This is a genomic window from Kitasatospora sp. NPDC086009, assembly GCF_044540385.1.
GTDB lineage: Bacteria > Actinomycetota > Actinomycetes > Streptomycetales > Streptomycetaceae > Kitasatospora.
Genome location: NZ_JBITSA010000003.1, coordinates 1 through 19,743 on the forward strand (window position 1 = coordinate 1; position 19,743 = coordinate 19,743).

Genomic DNA, 19,743 nt, shown 5'->3' on the forward strand with positions numbered 1-19,743 from the left:
TTGACTTTTGGCACGCTGTTGAGTTCTCAAGGAACGGACACTTCCTTCGGACCGCCTTCCAGCGGGCTCTCCGGGCGCTTCGTTCTTTCGTGTTTGAAGCTTATCAGATGTTTTCCGCTCCGTTTTCCGGAGTTTCATTCATCGGATTCGCATTCCGTCGCCCCTCTCGGTGCGACTCCGGAACTGTACGGGGACCGGCCCGCCACATGCAAATCGTCCCGCCCTGCTGTCGCAGGACGGGACGATCCGCGGTCACCGGCACCGTCAGGCGCGGCCCATCTCCTCGGCGATGGCGGCCGCGAAGGCGTCGATGTCCGCCTCGGTGGTGTCGTACGAACACATCCAGCGGACCTCGCCGGTGTGCTCGTTCCAGAAGTAGAAGCGGTAACGCTTCTGCAGTCGCTCGCTGACCTCGCGCGGGAGAATCGCGAACACCGCATTGGCCTCGACCGGGCGGACGACGGTCACGCCCTCGATCCCGCGGACGGCCGCCTCCAGCCGGCTGGCCATGGCGTTGGCGTGGCCGGCGTTGCGGAGATAGAGGTCGCCCGCGAGCAGCGCCTCGAACTGGACCGACACGAAGCGCATCTTCGACGCCAGCTGCATCGAGGTCTTGCGCAGGTACTTGATGTTCCGGACCCGCTCGGGGTTCAGCACCACCACGACCTCGCCGAAGAGCAGCCCGTTCTTCGTCCCGCCGTACGACAGCACGTCCACGCCGACGTCGGTGGTGAAGGCGCGCAGCGGCACGCCGAGCGAGGCGGCGGCGTTCGCCAGCCGCGAACCGTCCACGTGCACCAGCATGCCGAGCTGGTGGGCGTGGTCGACGATGGCCCGGATCTCCTCCACCGTGTAGAGGGTGCCGAGCTCGGTGCTCTGGGTGATCGAGACCGCGAGCGGCTGCGCGCGGTGCTCGTCGCCGAAGCCCCAGGCCTGCTGGTCGATGAGCTCGGGGGTGAGCTTGCCGTCCGGGGTGGGGACGGTGAGCAGCTTGATGCCGCCCATCTTCTCCGGCGCGCCACCCTCGTCCACGTTGATGTGGGCGCTCTCGGCCGCGACGACCGCGCCCCAGCGCGGGAGCAGCGCCTGCAGGGCGACGACGTTGGCGCCGGTGCCGTTGAAGACGGGGTACGCCTCGGCGTGCTCGCCGAAGTGGCGGCGGAAGACGTCCTGCAGGTGGGCCGTGTAGTCGTCCTCGCCGTAGGCGACCTGGTGGCCACCGTTGGCGAGCGCTATCGCGGCGAGGACCTCCGGATGCACGCCGGCGTAGTTGTCGCTGGCGAAGCCCCGGACGGCGGGGTCGTGCCGCCGTACCGCGTCGGTGGAGGTCGGTTCGGTCATCGGGCTGTCAGCCACAGGTGCTGTCCGTTCAGTTCTGCTGCGGGGCGGTCCCAGAGGCCCGCCAGGGCGGTGGCGAGGTCGGCCGTGTCGGTGAAGCCGGCGAACTTCGCGTCCGGCTTCTCCGCCCGCATCTCGGGGCTGACCAACGCCTTGATCACCAGGATCGCAGCCGCGGCGGTGGGCTCGCCGTCCTCGGCGGTGGTCTCCTTCTTGAAGGAGTCCGCCATGGCGAGCGTCCACGCCTCGGTGGCGGCCTTGGCCGCCGCGTAGGCGGCGCCGCCGGCGGTCGGCTTGTGGGCGGCGGCCGCGGAGATCATCGCGTACCGGCCGGACTCGCTGCGGAGCAGCGCGGGCTGGAAGGCGAGCGAGGTGTGCTGGAGCGTGCGCACCACGGTGTCGTGCAGGAAGTCCCAGTCGTCGATCCGGGTGTCGAAGAACTTCTTGCTGCCGCGCCAGCCGCCGACCAGGTGCAGCAGGCCGTCGACGTGGCCGTGCTCGGCCTCCAGGTGGTCGGCCCAGTCGTGGACCTCCTGCGGGTCGAGCAGGTCGATGACCTGGCCGCTGACCCGGGCGCCGGGGACTGCCCCGCGCACGGTGTCGAGGGCCTTCTCCAGCCGCTGCGGGTCGATGTCGGCGCCGATCACGGTGGCGCCGTCGGCGGCGAGCCGGCGCAGCACGGCCTGGCCGGCCGGGCCGCTGGCTCCGGCGACGGCGACGACCTTGCCTTCGAGGTGGGTGCTCACGCGGCGACCTCCTGGATGCCGGCGCCGGTGATGCCGGTGGTGGCGGCGATGACGCCGCCGAGCTTCTTGGCGAGGGCCTCGTAGAACATGCTCAACGGGAACTCGTCCGGGTGGACGGCGTCGCACAGGGCCTTGTTGAGCGCCTTGCCGTCGGCGGTGTCCAGCGGCAGCGCGTCGGGGCCCTTCGCCCAGGTGGAGGCGGGGTGCGGGGTGAGGTAGCGGGAGACCAGCTGGTAGGCGGCGATCCAGTGGGCCGTCTTCGGGCGGTCGATGCCGTCGCGGTACAGGGTCTCGATCTCGCCGCAGAGCGCGTTGGTCACGTCGGCGACGCGGTCCCAGTCGATGCTCAGGCGGTTGTCGCGCCAGCGCAGCGCGTCGTGCTTGTGCAGGTAGGCGAAGAGCAGCTGGCCGCCCATGCCGTCGTAGTTGCGCACGCGGTCACCGCTGACCGGGAAGCGGAACATCCGGTCGAAGAGGATGGCGTACTGGACGTCGCGGCCCTGGGCGTAGCCCTCGGCCTGCAGCTTCACGGCCTCCTTGAAGGCGGTGAGGTCGCAGCGGAGCTCCTCCAGGCCGTACATCCAGAACGGGCTGCGCTGCTTGATCATGAAGGGGTCGAACGGCAGGTCGCCGTGGCTGTGGGTGCGGTCGTGGACGAGGTCCCACAGCACGAAGGTCTGCTGGGCGCGCTCCTGGTCCTCCAGCAGGCCCTCGGCGTCGGCCGGGATCTCCAGGCCGAGCTGCCGGACGGCGCTGGTGGTGACGGCGCGGAAGCGGGCGGCCTCGCGGTCGCAGAAGATGCCGCCCCAGGTGAAGCGCTCCGGCGCCTTGCGCACGGCCACGGTCTCGGGGAACAGGACGGCGGAGTTGGTGTCGTAGCCGGCCGTGAAGTCGGTGAAGGTGATCGGCACGAACATCGGGTTGTCGAAGCGGGTGCGCTCCAGCTCGGCCAGCCAGTCCGGCCAGACCACGCGCAGCAGGACGGCTTCCAGGTTGCGGTTCGGGTTGCCGTTCTGGGTGTACATCGCGAAGACGACCAGGTGCTCCAGGCCGTCCTCGCGCTGGTCGGCGGGCTGGAAGGCGAGCAGCGAGTCCAGGAAGTCGGGCTCCCGGTAGCCGGTGTCGGCCCACTTGGCCAGGTCCGCGTCGACGGCGGCGAGGTAGGCGGCGTCGTGCGGGAAGAGCGGGGCGAGTTCCGCGATCGCACTGCGGACCGTGGCGACCAGCGGGTCGACCGTGTGCCGCTGCACGGCGGACAGGTCGATCGAGCCGTCCTTGGACTGCAGCGGGCGCAGGGCCTCGACCGCGTCCTTCAGGCGGAGCCAGGCCGGGTGGCCGGCGTGGGTCGAGACCGGGGCGTCGGCCGCCACAGCGAGCCTTGGCGAAAGATTCTGCATCGTGGACTCACTTCGACAGGAGGTATTTCAACAGGACCACCATAAGTACGACAGGTTCTCCTGTTCAAGGGGGGCCCTGCCGTCGATTCTCCCGGTTCGGGGCTCCGAAACCGCTTGTCCGACATGTGGACGGTCATCTGGATGTTCTGGACAGCCGCGCCGTGGGGATGCGAACCTCCCGCCATGCTCCCGGCGGTGATCCTGGTGGCGCGACGCCACATCGACCTGCTCCGGGTGTCTTCCAGCTGTTGTGCGCGCGGTCTCTGCCGCTGCCGCTGATCCGGCTCGGGGGCGCCGCGGACGCGGCCTCGTACGCCGACCATGCCGCCTGTGTTCCGGCGCCGCCACCGGGGGGAAGTGACCCGCCGGGGTGCCGGCCCGGCCCGCGCCCCCGCGCCGCTCGCTCCCCGCTCTTTCCGGTCCCTCTTTCCAGGAGCCCCGCCATGACCTCCCTCCGCAAGCCGTTCGCCGCCCTGCTGGTCACCGCCGCCGCGCTGACCGCGTGCGCGCCGCAGGACTCCGCGTCCGACGCGTCCGGCACGGGCGCCGCCGCGAGTGCCCCGGGGACGGCCGACGGCTGCGCGCCGGGTGCGCTGGGCACCCGCGCCGCGGGAACGCTGACGATCGGCACCGACCAGCCCGCCTACGACCCCTGGTTCACGGACGACAAGCCGGAGAACGGCAAGGGCTTCGAGTCGGCGGTGGCGTACGCCGTGGCCGAGAAGCTCGGCTACCCGAAGGAGAAGGTGACATGGGTGGCGGCGCCGTTCGGCAAGGCCACCACCCCGGGCGCCAAGGACTTCGACTTCGACATCAACCAGGTGTCGATCAGTGACGAGCGCAAGCAGGCCGTCGACTTCTCCTCCGGCTACTACGACGTGCGGCAGGCGGTGATCGCGCTGAAGAGCTCCAAGGCGGCCGGGGCGAAGAGCGTCGCCGACCTGAAGGGCGCCAAGCTGGGCGCGCAGGTGGGCACCACCAGTCTGGAGGTCGTCACCGACACCATCAGGCCGACCGTGCAGCCGGCCGTGTTCGACTCCAACGACCTGGCGAAGGCCGCACTGCGGAACGGCCAGATCGAGGCCCTGGTGGTGGACCTGCCGACGGCGTTCTACATCACCGGTGCCGAGGTGACGGACGCCCAGGTGGTCGGGCAGTTCGAAGGGGCGGCGCGGGGCGAGCAGTTCGGGCTGGTGCTGGACAAGGGCTCCCGGCTCACCGGGTGCGTCACGCGGGCGGTGGACGCCCTGCGGGCCGAGGGCGTGCTGGCGAAGCTGGAGAAGCAGTGGCTCTCCGACGCCGTCTCCGCACCCGTCCTGAAGTGAGCGGGGCCCCGATGAGCACCGAGGCCGGGGCCGGTCCCCGCAAGACCGGCGGCGGGAGCGGCACCGGGCTGCTCCGGCGCCGGCGGACGGACCCGCCCGGGCCGGCGCCGGACGACGGCTACCGCCCGTCCGCGCGGCGGCTGGCGCACGAGGCGTACCGGCGCGGCCGCAGCCGCCGGGCCGCGCTGATCGCCGGGGCGTCGACCCTGGTGACCGCCGCGGCGCTCTCCCTGCTGGTGGTCAACTCCCCCGGCTGGGCGGCCACCCGGAAGGCCTTCTTCGACGCCGACTACGCCCGCCGGGCGCTGCCGGAGGTGCTCAGGGGCCTGCGGATCAACCTGGAGCTAATGCTCGGCTGCGGGGTGCTGATCCTGCTCCTCGGCCTGCTGCTGGCGGTGCTGCGGACGCTGCGCGGACCGGTCTTCCTGCCGGTGCGGCTGCTGGCTACGGCGTACGTGGACTTCTTCCTCGGCCTGCCGATGATCATCTGTCTGCTGGTCATGATCACCGGCGTGCCGGCGCTGCGGCTGACCGGGGTGACCACGGATCCGATGCTGCTCGGCGGCGCCGCGCTGGTGCTGACGTACTCCGCGTACGTCTCCGAGGTCTTCCGGGCCGGCATCGACTCGGTGCACCCCGACCAGCGGGCGGCCGCCCGTTCGCTCGGGCTGAGCAACGCGCAGGCGATGCGCCACGTGGTGCTGCCGCAGGCGGTCCGCCGGGTGGTGCCGCCGCTGCTGAACAACCTGGTCAGCCTGCAGAAGGACACCGGCCTGGTGTCGATCGGCGGGGCGATCGACGCGGTGTACGCGGCGAAGATCATCGCCAGCCGGTCGTTCAACTACACCCCGTACGTGGTGGCCGGGCTGGTCTTCATCGTGCTGACCGTGCCGCTCACCCGGTTCACCGACTGGCTGTCCCGCCGGATGAACCGCCGTCAGCACCAGGGAGGTGCCGTGTGACGACCAACCCGGTCCTGCGGCTGGAGTCGGTGCGCAAGAGCTTCGGCTCCCAGCTGGTCCTGCGCGACGTGGACCTCACCGTGCCCGAGCACACCGTGACGGCGCTGATCGGCGCGTCCGGCTCCGGCAAGTCCACCCTGATGCGGTGCGCCAACCTGCTGGAGCGGATCGACGACGGCGCGATCTTCCTGGACGGCGCGGAGATCACCGATCCGCGCACCGACGAGGACGCCGTCCGGCGCCGGATCGGTGTGGTGTTCCAGGCGTACAACCTGTTCCCGCACATGACGGTGCTGGAGAACGTCACGCTGGCGCCGCGCCGGGTGCACCGGCGTGGCCGGGCCGAGGCCGAGGCCGAGGCGCTGGAGCTGCTGGACCGGCTGGGTCTCGCGGCCAAGGCCCGGGAGTACCCGGACCGGCTCTCCGGCGGGCAGCAGCAGCGGGTCGCCATCGTCCGCGCGCTGGCCACCGGGCCCCGGCTGCTGCTGCTCGACGAGATCACCGCCGCGCTCGACCCGGTGCTGGTCGGCGAGGTGCTCGCGGTGGTGCGGGACCTCAAGGAGCGGGGCATGACGATGGTCGTCTCCACCCACGAGATGGGCTTCGCCCGTGAGGTGGCGGACCAGGTCTGCTTCCTGGAGTCCGGGGTGGTGCTCGAACAGGGCCCGCCGGAGCAGGTGTTCGGCGATCCGCAGCACGACCGGACCAGGCGGTTCCTGAGCCGGGTGGTCGCCTCCGGACGACTGGCGCCGTAGGCCCCGGCGCTCGGTCGGCAGGTCGCCGACCGACCGAACCGGTGTCACTCGAACGGACCAGTGCACCCGGGCCTCGGGGGTGCCTCCCGAGGAATCACTACGCCCGTCACTCCCATGCGCCCCCGTTCGCGCCCTGCTGCGCGCGGCTTCGACCGGTGATCGTGGACAGCACGTCTGTCCGCGTTCTCCGGGAGGCCGCCGTTGCACGGTCCAGTGCTGGTCAGCTGGCTGCTGGCCGCCCTCACCGCCACGTCCGGCGCCTACTGCCTCAGCCGCCTGGGCCGCACCCCGTGCGCGGCGGACGCCGGGGCGGGCCGCGGCCATGCCCACGAGTCGGACGCCGCCGAGGCCCTGATGGGGCTCGGGATGGCGGCCATGGCCCTCGCCGGGGCCGCCGTCCCCGCCGTGCTCTGGGTCTGGCTGTTCGGCCTCCCCGCGGTGCTCTTCCTGCTGGCCGCCGCCCGCGACCGGACCGGGCGCGGCCACCGGCTGCACCACGCGGTCGGCGGACTGGCGATGACGTACATGGCGCTCGCGATGGCGGCCGCGCCGGCCCACGGCCATCACCACGGCGCGAGCGCCGGGGCCCCGCTGCTGACCGGCGCGCTGCTGCTCTACTTCGGCGGCTACTCGCTCTGGGCCGGCAGCCACCTGCTGGCCGCACCGGGCGGCCAGGTGTCCGGGAGCCTGCGCACCGCCGGGCTGCCCCGGGCCTGCCGACTGGCGATGGGCCTGGGCATGTTCGCCATGCTCCTGACGATGTGAGAGCGGCCCGTGCGGCCCGGGGCGTGGCGTTGGTCACTGGGTGGCCGAAAGCCGTTCCTCCGGACGCCGACAGCGCTTAGGTTGGCACGGAGCGCGCTGTCGCGTTCCGTGCGTACTCGGGGAGCCCATGCCATGACGGCCCTGCTCGGCCTGCTGCTGCTCGGACTGCTGCTCTCGACCGTGGCGCCCCGGCTGCTGGCCCGGGCCCGCTGGGCCGAGCGCGAACCCGTGCTGGCCCTGCTGGTCTGGCAGTGCCTGGTGGTCGCCGTCCTGCTGTGCTGCGCCCTGAGCCTGGTCCTGGCCGCCTCGGCCGCCCTGCCGGAGCTGCGGGTACTGCTCTTCACCGGCGCGCCGCACGGCGTGGAGGCCGCGTACGCGCTCCAGGACGCCGAGGGCTGGGGGCGGCTCTGTGCCGCGGTCCTGGCGGCGGGCGGCGTGCAGACCGTGCTGGCACTGACCCGCGAAGTCCGCTCGGCGAAGGCCCTGCGCAATCGGCGGCACGCCCAACTGGCAAGCCGGTCTCCGGAGTTGCCGGGGTCCATCGACACCCTGAAGCACCGCCGGGAGCGGCTGGTGGTGCTCGAGAACGTCCGCCCGGAGGCCTGGTCGCTGCCCGGCCACAACTCCCGGCTGGTGGTCACCACCGGAGCCCTCCAGCAGCTGACGGACCGGGAGTTGGCCGCCGTGCTGAGCCATGAGCGCGGACACGTCCGGGCCCGGCACCACTGGCTGTCGCAGTGCTCGCAGGCCCTCGCCTCGGGCTTCCCCGGGGTCGGCGTGTTCAGCGCCTTCCGGGACCAGGTGGGCGAACTCGTGGAACTGGCCGCGGACGACCGGGCGGCCCGACGGCACGGGCGGCACACCACCGCCGTGGCGCTGGCCGAACTCAACCTGGACCGCGGGGTGTTCGGCTCCTGCCCACCGGGGCTGGCGCAGTCCCCGAAGCGGGTGGACCGGCTGCTCGCCGGGCGACCCCGGCTGCCCGTCACCCACCGGCTGCGGCTCACCCTGGCCGCGCTCGCCGCGCCGGCCGCCGCCGTCCTGCTGGCCGCCGCACCGGGGCTCTCGACCCTGTTCTGATTCCGGCGCGGGCCTACGGGCCCGCCCTCGGCGGACCGGTGACGGAGCGTCAGGCCGACGCCGGCTCCCCGCCGGGAGTGCCGGGAGAGACCGGGTCGGGGGAGACCGGGAAGCCGAGCGTGCGCGCGAGCACCTCGCGGTGCAGCGGCCGGGCCTCGGCGTAGCGCCGGCAGCCGGCCTCGGTGAGCGCCACCTGGATGCCGCGCCGGTCGTTGGGGCACATCGCACGCGTCACCAGCCCGGCCTTCTCCAGCCGGCCGATCAGCCGCGAGAGCGCGCTCTGGCTCAGATGGACGGTGTCGGCCAGCTCCTGGACCCGCAGCTGGTGGCCGACCGCGCTGTCGCGCTCCTCGACCAGGCGCTCCAGCACCTCGAACTCGCTCACGCCCAGGTCGTACTTCTCACCCAGCTCGCGATCGAGCGCACAGGACGTCGCGGCATGGCGGGCCAGCAGGTCTCGCCATTCGGCGACCAGACCTGCCTCCGCCGGAGAGTCGAGTTCAGCCACCCGGCCACAGTACCACGTGCACATGAAACTTATGTGCCCGCATTAAATTCACTTGCAATGAATGCACGTGCATGTAGTGTCCTCCCCATGACCACCGCGACCGTCCCCGCAACCGACGACCCGTCAGCCTCCGGGCTGCGCTGGACCCCCCGCCTCTGGGGCACCCTGATCGTGCTCTGTGCCGCGATGTTCCTGGACGCCCTCGACGTCTCCATGGTCGGCGTCGCCCTCCCGTCCATCGGCTCCGAACTCCACCTCTCCACCTCCGCACTGCAATGGGTGGTCTCCGGCTACGTCCTCGGCTACGGCGGGCTGCTGCTGCTCGGCGGGCGCGCCGCCGACCTGCTCGGCCGGCGCCGGGTGTTCCTGGTCGCCCTCGGCGTCTTCGCGGGCGCCTCACTGCTCGGCGGCCTGGTCGACGACGGCGGCCTGCTGATCGCCGCGCGCTTCCTCAAGGGCGTCAGCGCGGCCTTCACCGCGCCCGCCGGCCTGTCGATCATCACCACCACGTTCGCGGAGGGCCCGGCCCGCAACCGGGCACTCTCCATCTACACCACCTGCGGCGCCAGCGGCTTCTCGCTCGGCCTGGTGCTCAGCGGCCTGCTCACCTCGGTCGGCTGGCGCTGGACCTTCCTGATGCCCGTCCCGGTCGCCCTGCTGGCCCTGCTCTTCGCGATCCGGCTGCTCCCCCGCCCGGTCGAGGAGCGGGCCAAGGGCGGGTACGACGTGCTCGGCGCGATCACCGGCACGCTCACCGTGCTGCTCCTGGTCTTCACCGTCACCGAGGCGCAGGGCGCCGGCTGGCTGAGCCTGCGCACCCTCGGCTCGCTCGTCGTGGTCGCCGCCCTGGCCGCCGCCTTCCTGGTCACCGAGAGCCGCACCGCCCACCCGCTGGTCAGGCTCGGCATCTTCCGCAACGGCTCGGTCGCCCGGGCCAACGTGATCGCCTTCACCATGACCGGCGCCTACGGCGGCTTCCAGTTCGTGGTCACCCTCTACCTCCAGCACCTGCTCGGCTGGTCGGCCCTGCAGATGGCGCTCGGACTGCTCCCGGCCGGTGCCTTCATCGCGCTGTCGGCCCCGTTCATGGGCCCGATCGTGGACCGCTTCGGCACCGGCCGGCTGCTGCCGATCGGCCTGCTCGCCCTGACCGCCGCCTTCGCGCTGTTCCTGCGGCTGGACGAGCACAGCTCGTACCTCACCCTGGTGCTGCCGTCGATGATCCTGCTGGGCGTCGGCTTCGCCCTGGCCTTCCCCTCGGTGAACATCGCCGCCACCGACGGCGTGGGCGACGAGGAGCAGGGCCTGGCCTCCGGGCTGGTCAACACCGCGATCCAGGTCGGTACGGCCGTGGTGCTCGCCGGGGCCACCGCGATGATCACCGCGGGCAGCGGCGGAGGGGACGGTGCCCAGGCCCAGCTGGACGGCTACCGGCCCGCCCTGGTCCTCATCACCGGGATCGCCGCGCTGGGCTTCCTGATCGCCACCGCGGGTGCCGTGCTCGACCGGCGCAAGCGGTCAACTCCCGTGTCCGTCCCGGACTATGATTATCCGTCCGTCGACCTGGCCGACCGGCGGGACGAGGTCCTGACCAAGAGCTGACCCCACCAGCCCGGCCCCGTCCTCGACCTCAGGTACGCGCCGGCTCCACCAAACCCCCGTGTCGGTGGAGCCGGCGCGTCCGTACGAGCCGATCCCCGCAGTCCCGCCCAAGTGCGGGGTTCCACGGATCGGCGGCTCGCGCCGCCAGTATATTGGCCAGGAGCCAACGAACGTACGGAGCAGACACGATGGCACCTCGCGGGGATTCGGTCAACGAGGAAATGCGTCAACGCTCCCGCCGGCGCATCATGCGCGCCACCGTCGAACTCGTCGACGAGCACGGCTACGCGGGCACCACGCTGACCGACATCGCCGAGCGGGCCGGCCTCGCCCGCGGCCTGCTCTCGTACTACTTCGACGGCAAACGGCTGCTGATGCAGTCGGCGACCCACCGGATGATGCACCTGGCGCTGTCGGCCGCCCTGGACGCGATGGAGCCCGGCTCCTCGCCGGAGGCCCGGCTGGCCCGCGCGATCGACACCGTGCTGGGGCTGGCGATGGACCACCCCCGGGTGATGCGCTCGCACCTCGCGCTCATCCTGGACCCGGACACCGGCGCCTTCGTCCAGGACCCGGAGCAGCGGCAGCTCGGCGCGATCCTCCAGGGGCTGCTGCGCGACTGGGGCGCGCCCGACCCGCTCGCCGAGCACGCGGTGCTGCGCAGCGCGCTGATGGGCGGCTGCATCGGGGTGCTGCTGCCGGGTGCCGAACTGCCGCTGGCGCTGATCCGCGCCGACCTGTTCGGCCGCTACGGCCTGGACTGGCCGCTGGGCCTCCCCCCGCAGCCGCAGCCGCCGGAACGCGAACGGCCGCCGGCCCGCGGGTGAACGCGGCGGCCGGCGGCCGTTCGGTGCCCGGTCGCCCGGGCCGGGTCAGCGCTCCTTGAGGATCGACGCCAGCAGGTCGATGGTGCGCTCCGGCGTCAGGCTGTCGACGCAGAGCCGCTCCATGACCTGGATGTACGCGTCGACGTCGTCGCGCTTGTCGAGGTAGAGCGCGCTGGTGAGCTGCTCCAGGTAGACCACGTCGGCGAGGTCCTGCTCGGGGAAGCGCAGGATCGTGAACGCCCCGGACTCCCCGGCGTGGGCGCCGAAGCGGAACGGCATCACCTGGATCACCACGTTGGCCTGCTCGGCGACGTCGATCAGGTACTGCACCTGACCGCGCATCACCTTGGGGCCGCCGACCGGCCGGCGCAGGGCCGCCTCGTCGATGACCGCCCAGAGCCGGGGGCTGCTGCCCTCGGCGAGCAGCTTCTGGCGGCGCAGCCGCAGGCTCACCCGCCGCTCGACCTCGTCCTCGCTGATCACCGGGCGACTCTGACCGAAAACCGCCCGTGCGTACTCCTCGGACTGCAGCAGGCCGGGGATGAACTGGACCTCGTAGGTGCGGATCAGTGCGGCGGCCTCCTCCAGGCCGACATAGGTCTGGAACCAGCCCGGCAGCACGTCGTTGAAGCTGTGCCACCAGCCGGACTTGTTGGCCTCCCGGACCAGGCCGAGGAGGGCCTCGCGCTCACCGCCGTCGTCCACGCCGTAGAGGCTGAGCAGATCGGCGACGTCGCGCTCCTTGAAGCTGACGCGGCCGAGCTCCATGCGGCTGATCTTCGACTCGGAGGCGCGGATCGCATAGCCCGCGTCCTCGCGGGTCATGCCGCGCGCCTCGCGGAGGCGGCGCAGCTGGGAGCCGAGGAGGATCCGGCGGACCATCGAGCCGCCGCCCGGCTGAACTGTGGTCATGCGGTCGAAACCTCCACCTAGGGCAAACAGCGCACAGTCTGCCATCAGTTGAGCGCTCACGGTGCCGATACTGACGGATGTTCCTATCAGTTCTGCACTCCTCACACCAGGATGCACGTGCATTCGGCGCTTGCATATGCCATTTGAACGACTGCACGTGAATCGACTCTTGCATCTGCAGTGAGCGCAGAGGACGATGGTGCACGTGCACCTGCACATCCCTGGCAATCCCGCGGGCTCCGCGTCGACCCCACGCGCGACTCCGCGCACCAGCCCGGCAGCGCCCTCGCGCCACCGGGCCTTCGTGTGCGCGCGCGACTGGTCGAGGGGTCGGCCGCGCGGCCTAGCGAGTCGGAGGTGACCGGCATGACCCCGGCGGGTCCAGCCGTGTCCGCCCCCTTATGGGAGGAGCTCTTCATGAGCACCGGTACGGCCTTGGCAGTCGATCCCCATGTGGTCACCTGTACGCTCGCCCCTCGCTACGAAGCCGTCAGAACCGCGCGCGACTTCGCCAGGACCGCTCTTCAGCGCTGGGGACTGGGCGAACTGTTCGACGACGTCGCGCTGGTGGCCTCGGAACTGGTGACCAATGCCCTGCGGCACGCCATCGGCGCGTGCCCCGGGGCGACGGGCGGCGCGCTCGACGACTACGACTTTCCCACCCAGCCCGCTCCCGAGGGGCGGCTACCGATCCGAATAAGCCTGGTGCACCGCGCACCGCAGGTGGTCTGCGCGGTCAGCGACCCCAGCAGCACCGGGCCGGTGGCCCGGGAGGCGGACTTCGTCGCCGAATCGGGTCGCGGGCTGCACCTGGTGGACTCGTTCAGCCGGTCCTGGGGCTGGCACCCGCTGGGCGGCGGCAAGGTGGTCTGGGCTCTGTTCGAGCCCGAGGCCGGCGCGCTGGCGGAGCTCGGCGGGCGGCACCGCCGCTCGGCCTAGCCGTGCGCCGCGGCCGGCGGGAGGACGGCACCACTCCCGGGGTGCGGCACCGGGAGGACGGCACCGCTCCCGATCCGCGGCCGCGCACGCTCCTGGCCGCAGACGTGTGGTGCCCGGTCCGCAGCGGCCCGCCCGCGAGCCCCGGCCCGACGGCGACCGGCCGACGGCAGCCGGTCGCGCGATCGCCCGGCGACAGCCTCCCGGAGCGACGGCCGCACCGGCGGCACCCGCTCACGACGCCCACCACGGGGCGGCCGGGCGGAGAAGACAAAGGCCGTCGTGGTGTCAGCACCCACGACGGCCCCCCGATGGCGAAGAAGACGAAACGGTCAGACCGCCAGGTGGTCGAACTCCCCGTCCTTGGCGCCCAGCAGCAGCGCCGCGATCTCGGCCCGGGTGTAGATCAGTGCCGGACCATCGGGAAAGCGCGAGTTGCGCATCGCCACGTCGCCCCCCGGGAGCGCGGCGAACTCGACGCAGTTGCCCTGGGAGTTGCTGTGGAGGCTCTTCTGCCAGACCACGTCCTTGAGGTCCGCAGCCGCCATCCCGTTGTACGTGTCGTACCTGTCGTGCATAGAAATCTCCCGAAGAGCTCCGGAGTAGTCGTCCAGCTCGGCGCCCCGGCTCGCAGCCGAACGACTGGGCCGGCCCCGTACCGGCCCGGCACAACGCCTCACTTGACGTGATGATAGCTCCAGTGCACGTGCATCAGCACGGGACGTTGCAGGTGCACGGGCCTTTCGTCGACAAATCGGAACTCTTCACCGCCTCGACACCTGAGGGAACGTAAGCGGACATATCCGGGGCAATCGGGAAGACTCCGATAACCGCCCGTAGGCAGCCACCCGCTGAATGTTGATCTTCGGGCGCCCGGAGTCGCGCCGCCGTGACCCTCCGTCAGACCGTCCGTATGCTGTGAGACATCTCACGCGCCACCGCCGCAACGCGCGGCACCTCCTGTCACGTCTCAGGCAGAAGTGGTAGCCACATAGGGATTGATCACGGTATGTCCTAATTTCGGGCACCCCGCCCCTCCCGGTACGGCAGCCGACTGCAGCGTTGGCCGGGGGATGTCCTACGATCTCCGCCATGAGCACCGCAGCCATCCCGGGCGCGCCACTGCCCGTCCGCACCCCAGGCTCCCGTGCGCGGGGGCGCCACCGACGCCCCGAGCGCCCCGAGATCCCGGCCGGATCCCCGGCCCTGGTGCTCGCGGTGCCCGCGACCGCCGGGCCGGAGTCCCGTTCCGTGGTCGAGGAACTGCTGTCGATCGTACGCAGCGAGCAGAACGGCGTGCAGACCGCGGCCGGTTACCTCGACAGCGGCGCGGGCGGGAGCGAGCCCGGCCGTGACGAGTACTCCGTCGCCGAACTGCTGGCGCACGCCGCCGAGTCGGGCCTGCCCGCCCCGGTCGTGGTGCCGCTGGTCCCCGGCCCGCACGGTTTCCTGACCGAACTGCACGCGCTGGCCGCCGAGTACGGCGCCCACGTCACCGATGTCCTCGGCCCGCACCCGCTGCTCGCCGAGGCCGTCCACGTCCGGCTCTCCGAGGCGGGGCTGGCCCGCGCCGACCGCGCCCGGCTGTTCGCCATCGCGACGGCCGCGGACGGCGTCGTCCTCACCACCGTCGGTGGCGAGGAGGCCGCCGCGGCGGCCGGGATCACCGGTGTGCTGCTGGCCGCCCGCCTCGCGGTGCCGGTCGTGCCCGCCGCGCTCGACGTGCCCGGCTCGGTGGCCGCCGCCGTCGCGCACCTCAAGGAGACCGGCTCCCAGCGCCCCGCGCTGGCCCCGCTGGTGATCGGCCCGGAGGCCGACTCCGAGCTGCTCGCCACGGCCGCCGAGGAGACCGGCTGCCCGAGCGCCGCGCCGCTCGGCGCCTACCCCACGGTGGGCCAGCTGATCGCCGCCACCTACCTCGCCGTGCTGCCGGCCGTCGCCCCCGAGGCGTTCGCCGCGCAGGCCGCCGCCGAGGAGGCCGCTGCCCAGGAGGCCGGGGAGCCCGCCGCCGAGTAGCGGACCACGAACGCCGAAGGGCCCGGAGCGCACCCGCTCCGGGCCCTCGCCGTACCCCCCGCCGTACGTGTCCCCGCCGCACCGGCCCTCTCCGTACGGGCCCGCGCCGCACCGGCCCGCGGCGCGTCGGTGCGGGCCCCGGCGGGCCCCGGCCGGCCTCAGGTCCGCCTCAGGTCCGCCCGCCCACCCGGCCGGTGGCCGCCGCCGCGTCCTTGAGCCGCAGCGCCGGCAGCTGCACCGGCCGGGACTGCGCGGCGAAGGCGGCCACCGGCACGCCGGTGGCGTTCCACGGCGACCGCCCGCCGTCACCGTCCGCCTTGCGCACCTGGAGCACCTCGGTCTGCCCCGCCCGGCGCAGCAGGATGTTCTTCGGCGGCGCCGACTCCGGGTCCATCCAGAGCTCGTTGCCGTCGAACTCGCAGTCCAGGACGAGGATGTCGTCCGGCTTGCCGTCCGGGGTGGCCCGGAAGGCGATCCCGGCCCGGCGGTGGCCGGTGAACCGGCTGCGGCTGAAGGTGACCGCCTCCCCGGCGAGTTCGTGGCGCGCGGTGGAGACGCCGTAGTCGCTCTGCCCGGCGGCGTCGATCAGCAGGCCGTCGAAGAGGGTCCCCTTGTCCCGGCCGAGCGAGTGCAGCGCCACTCCCCCGCCGCCGTTGCCGTACAGCACGCTCGCGGTGTAGTCGAAGTCGTTGAGGTAGGCGCCGTGCTCGATGCCCCACCCGCCGTTGTGGTAGGCCGCGAACTCGGTGACCACGTGGTGCTGCTGGGCGTTCAGCCAGACGAAGATGCCGTCCCGCAGGTTGTTGTGGGCCAGGCAGCGCTGGAACGTCCAGACCCCCTCGCTGTTCTCCGGCCACTCGAAGCCGGAGGCGCCGTCGGCCCCCTGGACGCCGACGGCCACGCAGTCCAGCGCCTTGCCGCCGGTGCCGGCGCCGAGGTTGAAGCCGGTCAGCCGGTAGGCCCGCGGGTTGGGCTCCAGCCGCGTGCGGGAGGCGACGCAGGACTCGTAGACGATGTCGTCGGAGGGCTGCTGCGGGGTGCGGGTGTCCGGCGGGCCGTCCCACCAGTAGGCGTCCTCCCAGGTGTCGTGGCTGATGCAGCTGCGGAAGGTGATGCCGTGGCTGGCGTGCGGGACGAAGGCGTGGCTCCCCGCGTCGCGGACCACCAGGCCCTCGACGACGGTGCCCCGGGTGGTGTCGCCCAGCATGTGGAAGTGCAGCCCGTACCGGCCGAGCACCGGGGCGGTCACCGGGGCGCTGCCGTCCGGGCCCTTCCAGGACTCCGCGGTGTCGGTGCGCGGGCCGACCCAGCGCAGCGCCGCATGCCGCAGGTCGGCCCGGCGGGAGGTGGTGAGGTGGACGTGGGCGCGGCCCTCGGCGGTGCCCTCGATCCGCACGCTGCGGGTCAGGTTGAGCACCTCGGCGCCGACCGTGACGCCCCCTCCGGCGCCGACCCGGGGGTGCGCGTACGTCAGCGGCGCCTCCAGGGTGACGGTGGATCCGCTGACGGCCCGGACGACGGCGAGGTCGTAGCGGGTGGAGAAGCCGTCCTCGCCGGGCGGGCCGGTCGGGGTGACGGCCAGTTCGTCGCCGGGCAGCCAACCGGTGGGCGGCGCGGCCAGGCTGACGGTGGTGTCGCCCGCCGCGAGCGCCCGGTCGGCGCGCCCCCAGGCGGTCTTGGCCGCGCCGTCCAGCCGCAGGTACCCGGCGCCGGTGACCCAGAGGCCGACGTCGGTGTCGACCACCTTCATGCCGTCCCCCCGGAAGCGCCGCTCGTCGACGGCGGGGAAGCGCACGGTGTGCACGGCGGCGCCCTCGGGGGCGAGCGCGAGGGTGCCGCGGATCTCGACGTTGCCCGCGGCGGCGAGGGTGAGGCTGCGGTCGGCGGCGAAGGTGAGCGCACCGCCCGGCTCGACCAGCAGCGAGCCGATCGCGGCGTCGGTGTCGAGCAGCACCCGGTCGGTGATCCGGACGGCGCTCTGCGGTCCGGGTACCCGGCCGCCCCAGCCGGCCGGGTCCGACCAGGGGCGGCCGCCCTGGTCGGGGGTGGGTGCGGGGGCGGCTCCGGCGGTGGGCTGCCCGGGCGCGGCCGTCCCCTCGGCGGGGGCGCCGTCGGTGGTGCCCCCGGGCGTCCCGGAGGGCGACGCGGCGCCGTGCCGGTGCTCCGCGGCCGGGTCGGCCGCTCCCGGCGCCGTGGCGGGGTCCTCCGCGGCGGCGCCGGGCGCGGAGCGGCCGTCCAGGGAGCGCCGCAGTGCCTCCTCGCCGCCGACCGCCGCGAAGACCGTGCCGACGGCGAGCCAGCGCAGCATCGTCCGCCGGGGCAGGGGAGTTCGGGGCTCGGCGGGCGGGATGTCCGCTCTGCGGTGTTTTGCCCGGCGGTGCGTTCCACGCGGCCGCTCGGCCGGCGCGCCGGCCTCGGGACCCTCGTCCATGGCCATCGCTGCGAAGCCCTCCCCCCAGACGGCCGCGTCGGTCCTGACGCCCTGAAGCATAGGCAGTTGCCGTGGCTCCGAAGGGCGTTGCGCGAAATCGGTCATTTCTGATCATGGTGGACAGCCATTCAGCACGCTCTTCATAAACTGTGATGACCGTCACACATGTTTGCGGTTTGAACTTAAGTCTGCTTAACGTGCTCCCCGTTCGTGGCCACACGGACCCAGCCCACCCGCAACGCCGAGTCCTGCCGTCGGGTGCGCTGGCAGCGCAGAACGCACCACGGCAGGAGCGGGGGAACCACAGGTAAGTCGCCCGGGACCGGTTCGTACCGGTTCGGGGCTAGGGGTGAAGCCGCGTCCACAGCGCGGCCGGGCAACTCCAGCCCGAATCCGACAGCTCACCTCGCAGGCGTGGGAGAGGACCGCGTCACCATGCTGCCCACCAACGGCACCCGCCTGTCCGGCCGCACCCGCCGAGCGATCGCCACCCTCGGCGTCGTCGGCATCGGCCTCACCGTCCCCTGCCTCACCGCCGGCTCCGCCTCGGCCGCCTCCGTCGCCACCTGGGACAAGGTCGCCCAGTGCGAGAGTACCGGCAACTGGAGCATCAACACCGGCAACGGTTTCTACGGCGGCCTCCAGTTCACCAACTCCACCTGGGCGGCGTTCGGCGGCACCAGCTACGCCGCGCGTGCCGACCTCGCCACCAAGGACCAGCAGATCGCGGTCGCCGAGAAGGTGCTCGCCGTCCAGGGCCCCGGCGCCTGGCCCGTCTGCTCCGTCCAGGCCGGTCTGACCAAGGGCGGCACCCCGGCCGCCGTCGACACCGCGACCGCCGCCAAGCCGGCCGCCCCGAAGGCCACCCCGGCCCCGGTGCAGACCCCCGCCCCCGCCGCCAAGCCGGCCGCGCCCAAGGCCGCCCCGAAGGCCGCCGAGACCCCGGCCGCCGCCGACTCCGCCCAGCCGTCGCAGGGCCGGAACTGGCAGCAGTACCGTCAGGACGCGCAGGCCTCCTCCGACTACACCGTGGTCGCGGGCGACTGGCTCTCCTCGATCGCCGACAAGAACAACATCCAGGGCGGCTGGGAGCGGCTCTACGAGCTCAACCGCGGCACCCTCGGCGACGGCCCGCACGTCATCTACCCGGGCCAGCACCTGAGCCTGGGCGACCGCGCGAAGACCCGGGCCTCGGACGAGTCCGGCCAGGGCTTCGACTGGTTCAACCGCTCCTCGGGCGCCACCGGCAAGGCCGACGGCTCCACCGCGACCGCCACCAAGCCGGCCGCGCAGACCCAGGCTCCGGCCGCCAAGCCCGCCGCCCAGGCGTCGGCCGAGGCGCCGGCCCAGGCCGCCACCGGCAGCATGGCCGCCGCGGTCTCCTTCGCCCAGTCGAAGGTCGGCCAGGCCTACGTCTACGGCGGTACCGGCAACGGCGGTTGGGACTGCTCCGGCCTGACCCAGGCCGCGCTGCGCGCCGCGGGCGTCTCCGTCCCGCGGGTCGCCGCCGACCAGGCCGCCGCCAGCACCCACGTCTCGCTGGACGCCCTCAAGGCCGGCGACCTGCTGTTCTGGTCCAACAACGGCCAGGACTCGGGCGTCTACCACGTCGCGCTCTACATCGGCGACGGCAAGTACGTCGAGGCCGCCAACCCGAGCGTGGGCGTGCGGACCCAGACCATCGCCAACTGGGCCCCGGACTTCGCCGGCCGGGTCTGATCCCGCCTGCGGTCCGCACGCGGTCCGCGCCACCCGCCGCAGCCCCCGGGGAGAGTCTGGTCGCTCCTCCCCGGGGGCTCCGGCACGCCCGCGCGCAGGATGGCCCGGGCCCGGGCCCGGGCATGGCCAAAGCCGGGCCCGGCGGGCATGCTGCTGCTCTGCACCCGAGGAGGAGTCACATGGCCCAGGTCACCGTCACGCTCGACGCCAATCTCGCGATCGACGCGATGATGCTCTCCGGCACCAGGAACCCGCAGGACGCCGTGGAACTGATCCTGCGCGACTACCTCGCCCGGGGGCGGCGCACCGAGAGCCGGACCGGCGAGGCCGCCGACGGGCAGCGGACCGGACAGCAGCGCCCGACCGCGCAGGAAGGCTGAGGGCGGACAGGACGGGGCCCCGGAGGACTGGATCGTCCTCCGGG

At 72.9% G+C, this 19,743-nt stretch carries 19 protein-coding genes and 1 riboswitch; of the genes, 12 read left to right on the top strand and 7 right to left on the bottom strand.

The features are described 5' to 3' along the window. Positions 1-264: 264 nt before the first annotated feature. The 3 genes from ACIF6L_RS09200 to ACIF6L_RS09210 are packed head-to-tail and all read right to left on the bottom strand — an operon-like array spanning position 265 to position 3,481. Positions 265-1,341 (bottom strand): low specificity L-threonine aldolase, encoded by a 1,077-nt coding sequence (locus ACIF6L_RS09200; protein ID WP_329490780.1) that lies wholly within the window; start codon positions 1,339-1,341, stop codon positions 265-267. After that, the gene (locus ACIF6L_RS09205; protein WP_396488207.1) at positions 1,338-2,084 is read right to left on the bottom strand and encodes an SDR family NAD(P)-dependent oxidoreductase; all 747 of its coding nucleotides are present in this window, start codon (positions 2,082-2,084) and stop codon (positions 1,338-1,340) included. The genes ACIF6L_RS09200 and ACIF6L_RS09205 overlap by 4 nt, the downstream gene beginning before the upstream one ends. Further along, complete coding sequence (locus tag ACIF6L_RS09210; protein ID WP_329490777.1) at positions 2,081-3,481, bottom strand: DUF6421 family protein; 1,401 nt, start codon at positions 3,479-3,481, stop codon at positions 2,081-2,083. Before ACIF6L_RS09210 ends, ACIF6L_RS09205 begins: the two co-directional genes overlap by 4 nt. Before the next feature lie 183 nt (positions 3,482-3,664). On the opposite strand from ACIF6L_RS09210, the gene ACIF6L_RS09215 reads away from it, so the two are divergent. The 6 genes from ACIF6L_RS09215 to ACIF6L_RS09240 all read left to right on the top strand — a co-directional run bounded on the left by ACIF6L_RS09215 (position 3,665) and on the right by ACIF6L_RS09240 (position 8,368). Beyond that, entirely contained in the window at positions 3,665-3,760 is a 96-nt protein-coding gene (locus tag ACIF6L_RS09215) for a putative leader peptide (RefSeq protein ID WP_352296849.1), read from the top strand. A gap of 164 nt (positions 3,761-3,924) precedes the next feature. Continuing rightward, positions 3,925-4,806 (top strand): ABC transporter substrate-binding protein, encoded by an 882-nt coding sequence (locus ACIF6L_RS09220; RefSeq protein WP_359806819.1) that lies wholly within the window; start codon positions 3,925-3,927, stop codon positions 4,804-4,806. Between the two features lie 11 nt (positions 4,807-4,817). Beyond that, positions 4,818-5,768, top strand: coding sequence for an amino acid ABC transporter permease (locus tag ACIF6L_RS09225; protein ID WP_396488210.1), 951 nt, complete (start codon positions 4,818-4,820; stop codon positions 5,766-5,768). Continuing rightward, positions 5,765-6,523, top strand: coding sequence for an amino acid ABC transporter ATP-binding protein (locus ACIF6L_RS09230; RefSeq protein WP_329490772.1), 759 nt, complete (start codon positions 5,765-5,767; stop codon positions 6,521-6,523). Before ACIF6L_RS09225 ends, ACIF6L_RS09230 begins: the two co-directional genes overlap by 4 nt. 201 nt (positions 6,524-6,724) lie before the next feature. Next, positions 6,725-7,288, top strand: coding sequence for a DUF5134 domain-containing protein (locus tag ACIF6L_RS09235; protein WP_396488212.1), 564 nt, complete (start codon positions 6,725-6,727; stop codon positions 7,286-7,288). A 132-nt stretch (positions 7,289-7,420) separates the two neighbouring features. After that, positions 7,421-8,368, top strand: coding sequence for a M56 family metallopeptidase (locus tag ACIF6L_RS09240; RefSeq protein WP_396488214.1), 948 nt, complete (start codon positions 7,421-7,423; stop codon positions 8,366-8,368). Positions 8,369-8,417: 49 nt separating this feature from the next. Here the strand turns inward: ACIF6L_RS09240 and ACIF6L_RS09245 are convergent, their stop codons facing one another. Next, complete coding sequence (locus tag ACIF6L_RS09245) at positions 8,418-8,876, bottom strand: MarR family winged helix-turn-helix transcriptional regulator (protein WP_396488216.1); 459 nt, start codon at positions 8,874-8,876, stop codon at positions 8,418-8,420. 87 nt (positions 8,877-8,963) lie between these two features. Here ACIF6L_RS09245 and ACIF6L_RS09250 point away from each other — a divergent pair, with 87 nt between their 5' ends. Beyond that, positions 8,964-10,478, top strand: a complete 1,515-nt coding sequence (locus ACIF6L_RS09250; protein ID WP_329490768.1) for an MFS transporter — start codon at positions 8,964-8,966, stop codon at positions 10,476-10,478. 248 nt (positions 10,479-10,726) lie between these two features. Then, positions 10,727-11,305, top strand: coding sequence for a TetR/AcrR family transcriptional regulator (locus ACIF6L_RS09255; protein WP_396488217.1), 579 nt, complete (start codon positions 10,727-10,729; stop codon positions 11,303-11,305). Positions 11,306-11,350: 45 nt separating this feature from the next. Here ACIF6L_RS09255 and ACIF6L_RS09260 read toward each other — a convergent pair whose 3' ends face one another. After that, positions 11,351-12,217 carry a helix-turn-helix domain-containing protein gene (locus tag ACIF6L_RS09260; RefSeq protein ID WP_396488219.1) on the bottom strand — a complete coding sequence of 289 codons (867 nt, stop codon included), beginning with the start codon at positions 12,215-12,217 and terminating at the stop codon, positions 11,351-11,353. Between the two features lie 417 nt (positions 12,218-12,634). Between ACIF6L_RS09260 and ACIF6L_RS09265 the strand changes: the two genes are divergently transcribed. Next, on the top strand, positions 12,635-13,156 hold the full coding sequence (locus ACIF6L_RS09265; protein ID WP_329490765.1) for an ATP-binding protein: 522 nt from the start codon (positions 12,635-12,637) through the stop codon (positions 13,154-13,156). Positions 13,157-13,485: 329 nt separating this feature from the next. On the opposite strand, the gene ACIF6L_RS09270 is transcribed toward ACIF6L_RS09265, so the two are convergent. Continuing rightward, positions 13,486-13,731, bottom strand: a complete 246-nt coding sequence (locus ACIF6L_RS09270; RefSeq protein ID WP_329490764.1) for a DUF397 domain-containing protein — start codon at positions 13,729-13,731, stop codon at positions 13,486-13,488. 514 nt (positions 13,732-14,245) lie between these two features. Between ACIF6L_RS09270 and ACIF6L_RS09275 the strand changes: the two genes are divergently transcribed. Further along, positions 14,246-15,169, top strand: a complete 924-nt coding sequence (locus ACIF6L_RS09275; RefSeq protein WP_359806836.1) for a hypothetical protein — start codon at positions 14,246-14,248, stop codon at positions 15,167-15,169. Positions 15,170-15,338: 169 nt separating this feature from the next. Here the strand turns inward: ACIF6L_RS09275 and ACIF6L_RS09280 are convergent, their stop codons facing one another. Continuing rightward, entirely contained in the window at positions 15,339-17,477 is a 2,139-nt protein-coding gene (locus ACIF6L_RS09280) for a hypothetical protein (RefSeq protein WP_396488222.1), read from the bottom strand. Between the two features lie 392 nt (positions 17,478-17,869). Then, positions 17,870-18,028: riboswitch (cyclic di-AMP (ydaO/yuaA leader) on the top strand. Between ACIF6L_RS09280 and ACIF6L_RS09285 the strand changes: the two genes are divergently transcribed. Further along, positions 18,015-19,319, top strand: coding sequence for a transglycosylase family protein (locus ACIF6L_RS09285; protein WP_396488223.1), 1,305 nt, complete (start codon positions 18,015-18,017; stop codon positions 19,317-19,319). It overlaps the preceding riboswitch by 14 nt. 179 nt (positions 19,320-19,498) lie before the next feature. Then, positions 19,499-19,699, top strand: coding sequence for a hypothetical protein (locus tag ACIF6L_RS09290; protein ID WP_329490760.1), 201 nt, complete (start codon positions 19,499-19,501; stop codon positions 19,697-19,699). Positions 19,700-19,743 lie beyond the last annotated feature (44 nt).

What these genes read in the sequence shown, in the direction of transcription:
- ACIF6L_RS09220 (WP_359806819.1), top strand. Translation starts at nt 3,925, where the DNA reads ATGACCTCCCTCCGCAAGCCGTTCGCCGCCCTGCTGGTCACCGCCGCC.
- ACIF6L_RS09255 (WP_396488217.1), top strand. Translation starts at nt 10,727, where the DNA reads ATGCGCGCCACCGTCGAACTCGTCGACGAGCACGGCTACGCGGGCACC.
- ACIF6L_RS09225 (WP_396488210.1), top strand. Translation starts at nt 4,818, where the DNA reads ATGAGCACCGAGGCCGGGGCCGGTCCCCGCAAGACCGGCGGCGGGAGC.
- ACIF6L_RS09280 (WP_396488222.1), bottom strand. Translation starts at nt 17,477, where the DNA reads ATGCTGCGCTGGCTCGCCGTCGGCACGGTCTTCGCGGCGGTCGGCGGC.
- ACIF6L_RS09200 (WP_329490780.1), bottom strand. Translation starts at nt 1,341, where the DNA reads ATGACCGAACCGACCTCCACCGACGCGGTACGGCGGCACGACCCCGCC.
- ACIF6L_RS09265 (WP_329490765.1), top strand. Translation starts at nt 12,635, where the DNA reads ATGAGCACCGGTACGGCCTTGGCAGTCGATCCCCATGTGGTCACCTGT.
- ACIF6L_RS09215 (WP_352296849.1), top strand. Translation starts at nt 3,665, where the DNA reads ATGCTCCCGGCGGTGATCCTGGTGGCGCGACGCCACATCGACCTGCTC.
- ACIF6L_RS09270 (WP_329490764.1), bottom strand. Translation starts at nt 13,731, where the DNA reads ATGCACGACAGGTACGACACGTACAACGGGATGGCGGCTGCGGACCTC.
- ACIF6L_RS09290 (WP_329490760.1), top strand. Translation starts at nt 19,499, where the DNA reads ATGGCCCAGGTCACCGTCACGCTCGACGCCAATCTCGCGATCGACGCG.
- ACIF6L_RS09250 (WP_329490768.1), top strand. Translation starts at nt 8,964, where the DNA reads ATGACCACCGCGACCGTCCCCGCAACCGACGACCCGTCAGCCTCCGGG.
- ACIF6L_RS09260 (WP_396488219.1), bottom strand. Translation starts at nt 12,217, where the DNA reads ATGACCACAGTTCAGCCGGGCGGCGGCTCGATGGTCCGCCGGATCCTC.
- ACIF6L_RS09275 (WP_359806836.1), top strand. Translation starts at nt 14,246, where the DNA reads ATGAGCACCGCAGCCATCCCGGGCGCGCCACTGCCCGTCCGCACCCCA.
- ACIF6L_RS09240 (WP_396488214.1), top strand. Translation starts at nt 7,421, where the DNA reads ATGACGGCCCTGCTCGGCCTGCTGCTGCTCGGACTGCTGCTCTCGACC.
- ACIF6L_RS09210 (WP_329490777.1), bottom strand. Translation starts at nt 3,481, where the DNA reads ATGCAGAATCTTTCGCCAAGGCTCGCTGTGGCGGCCGACGCCCCGGTC.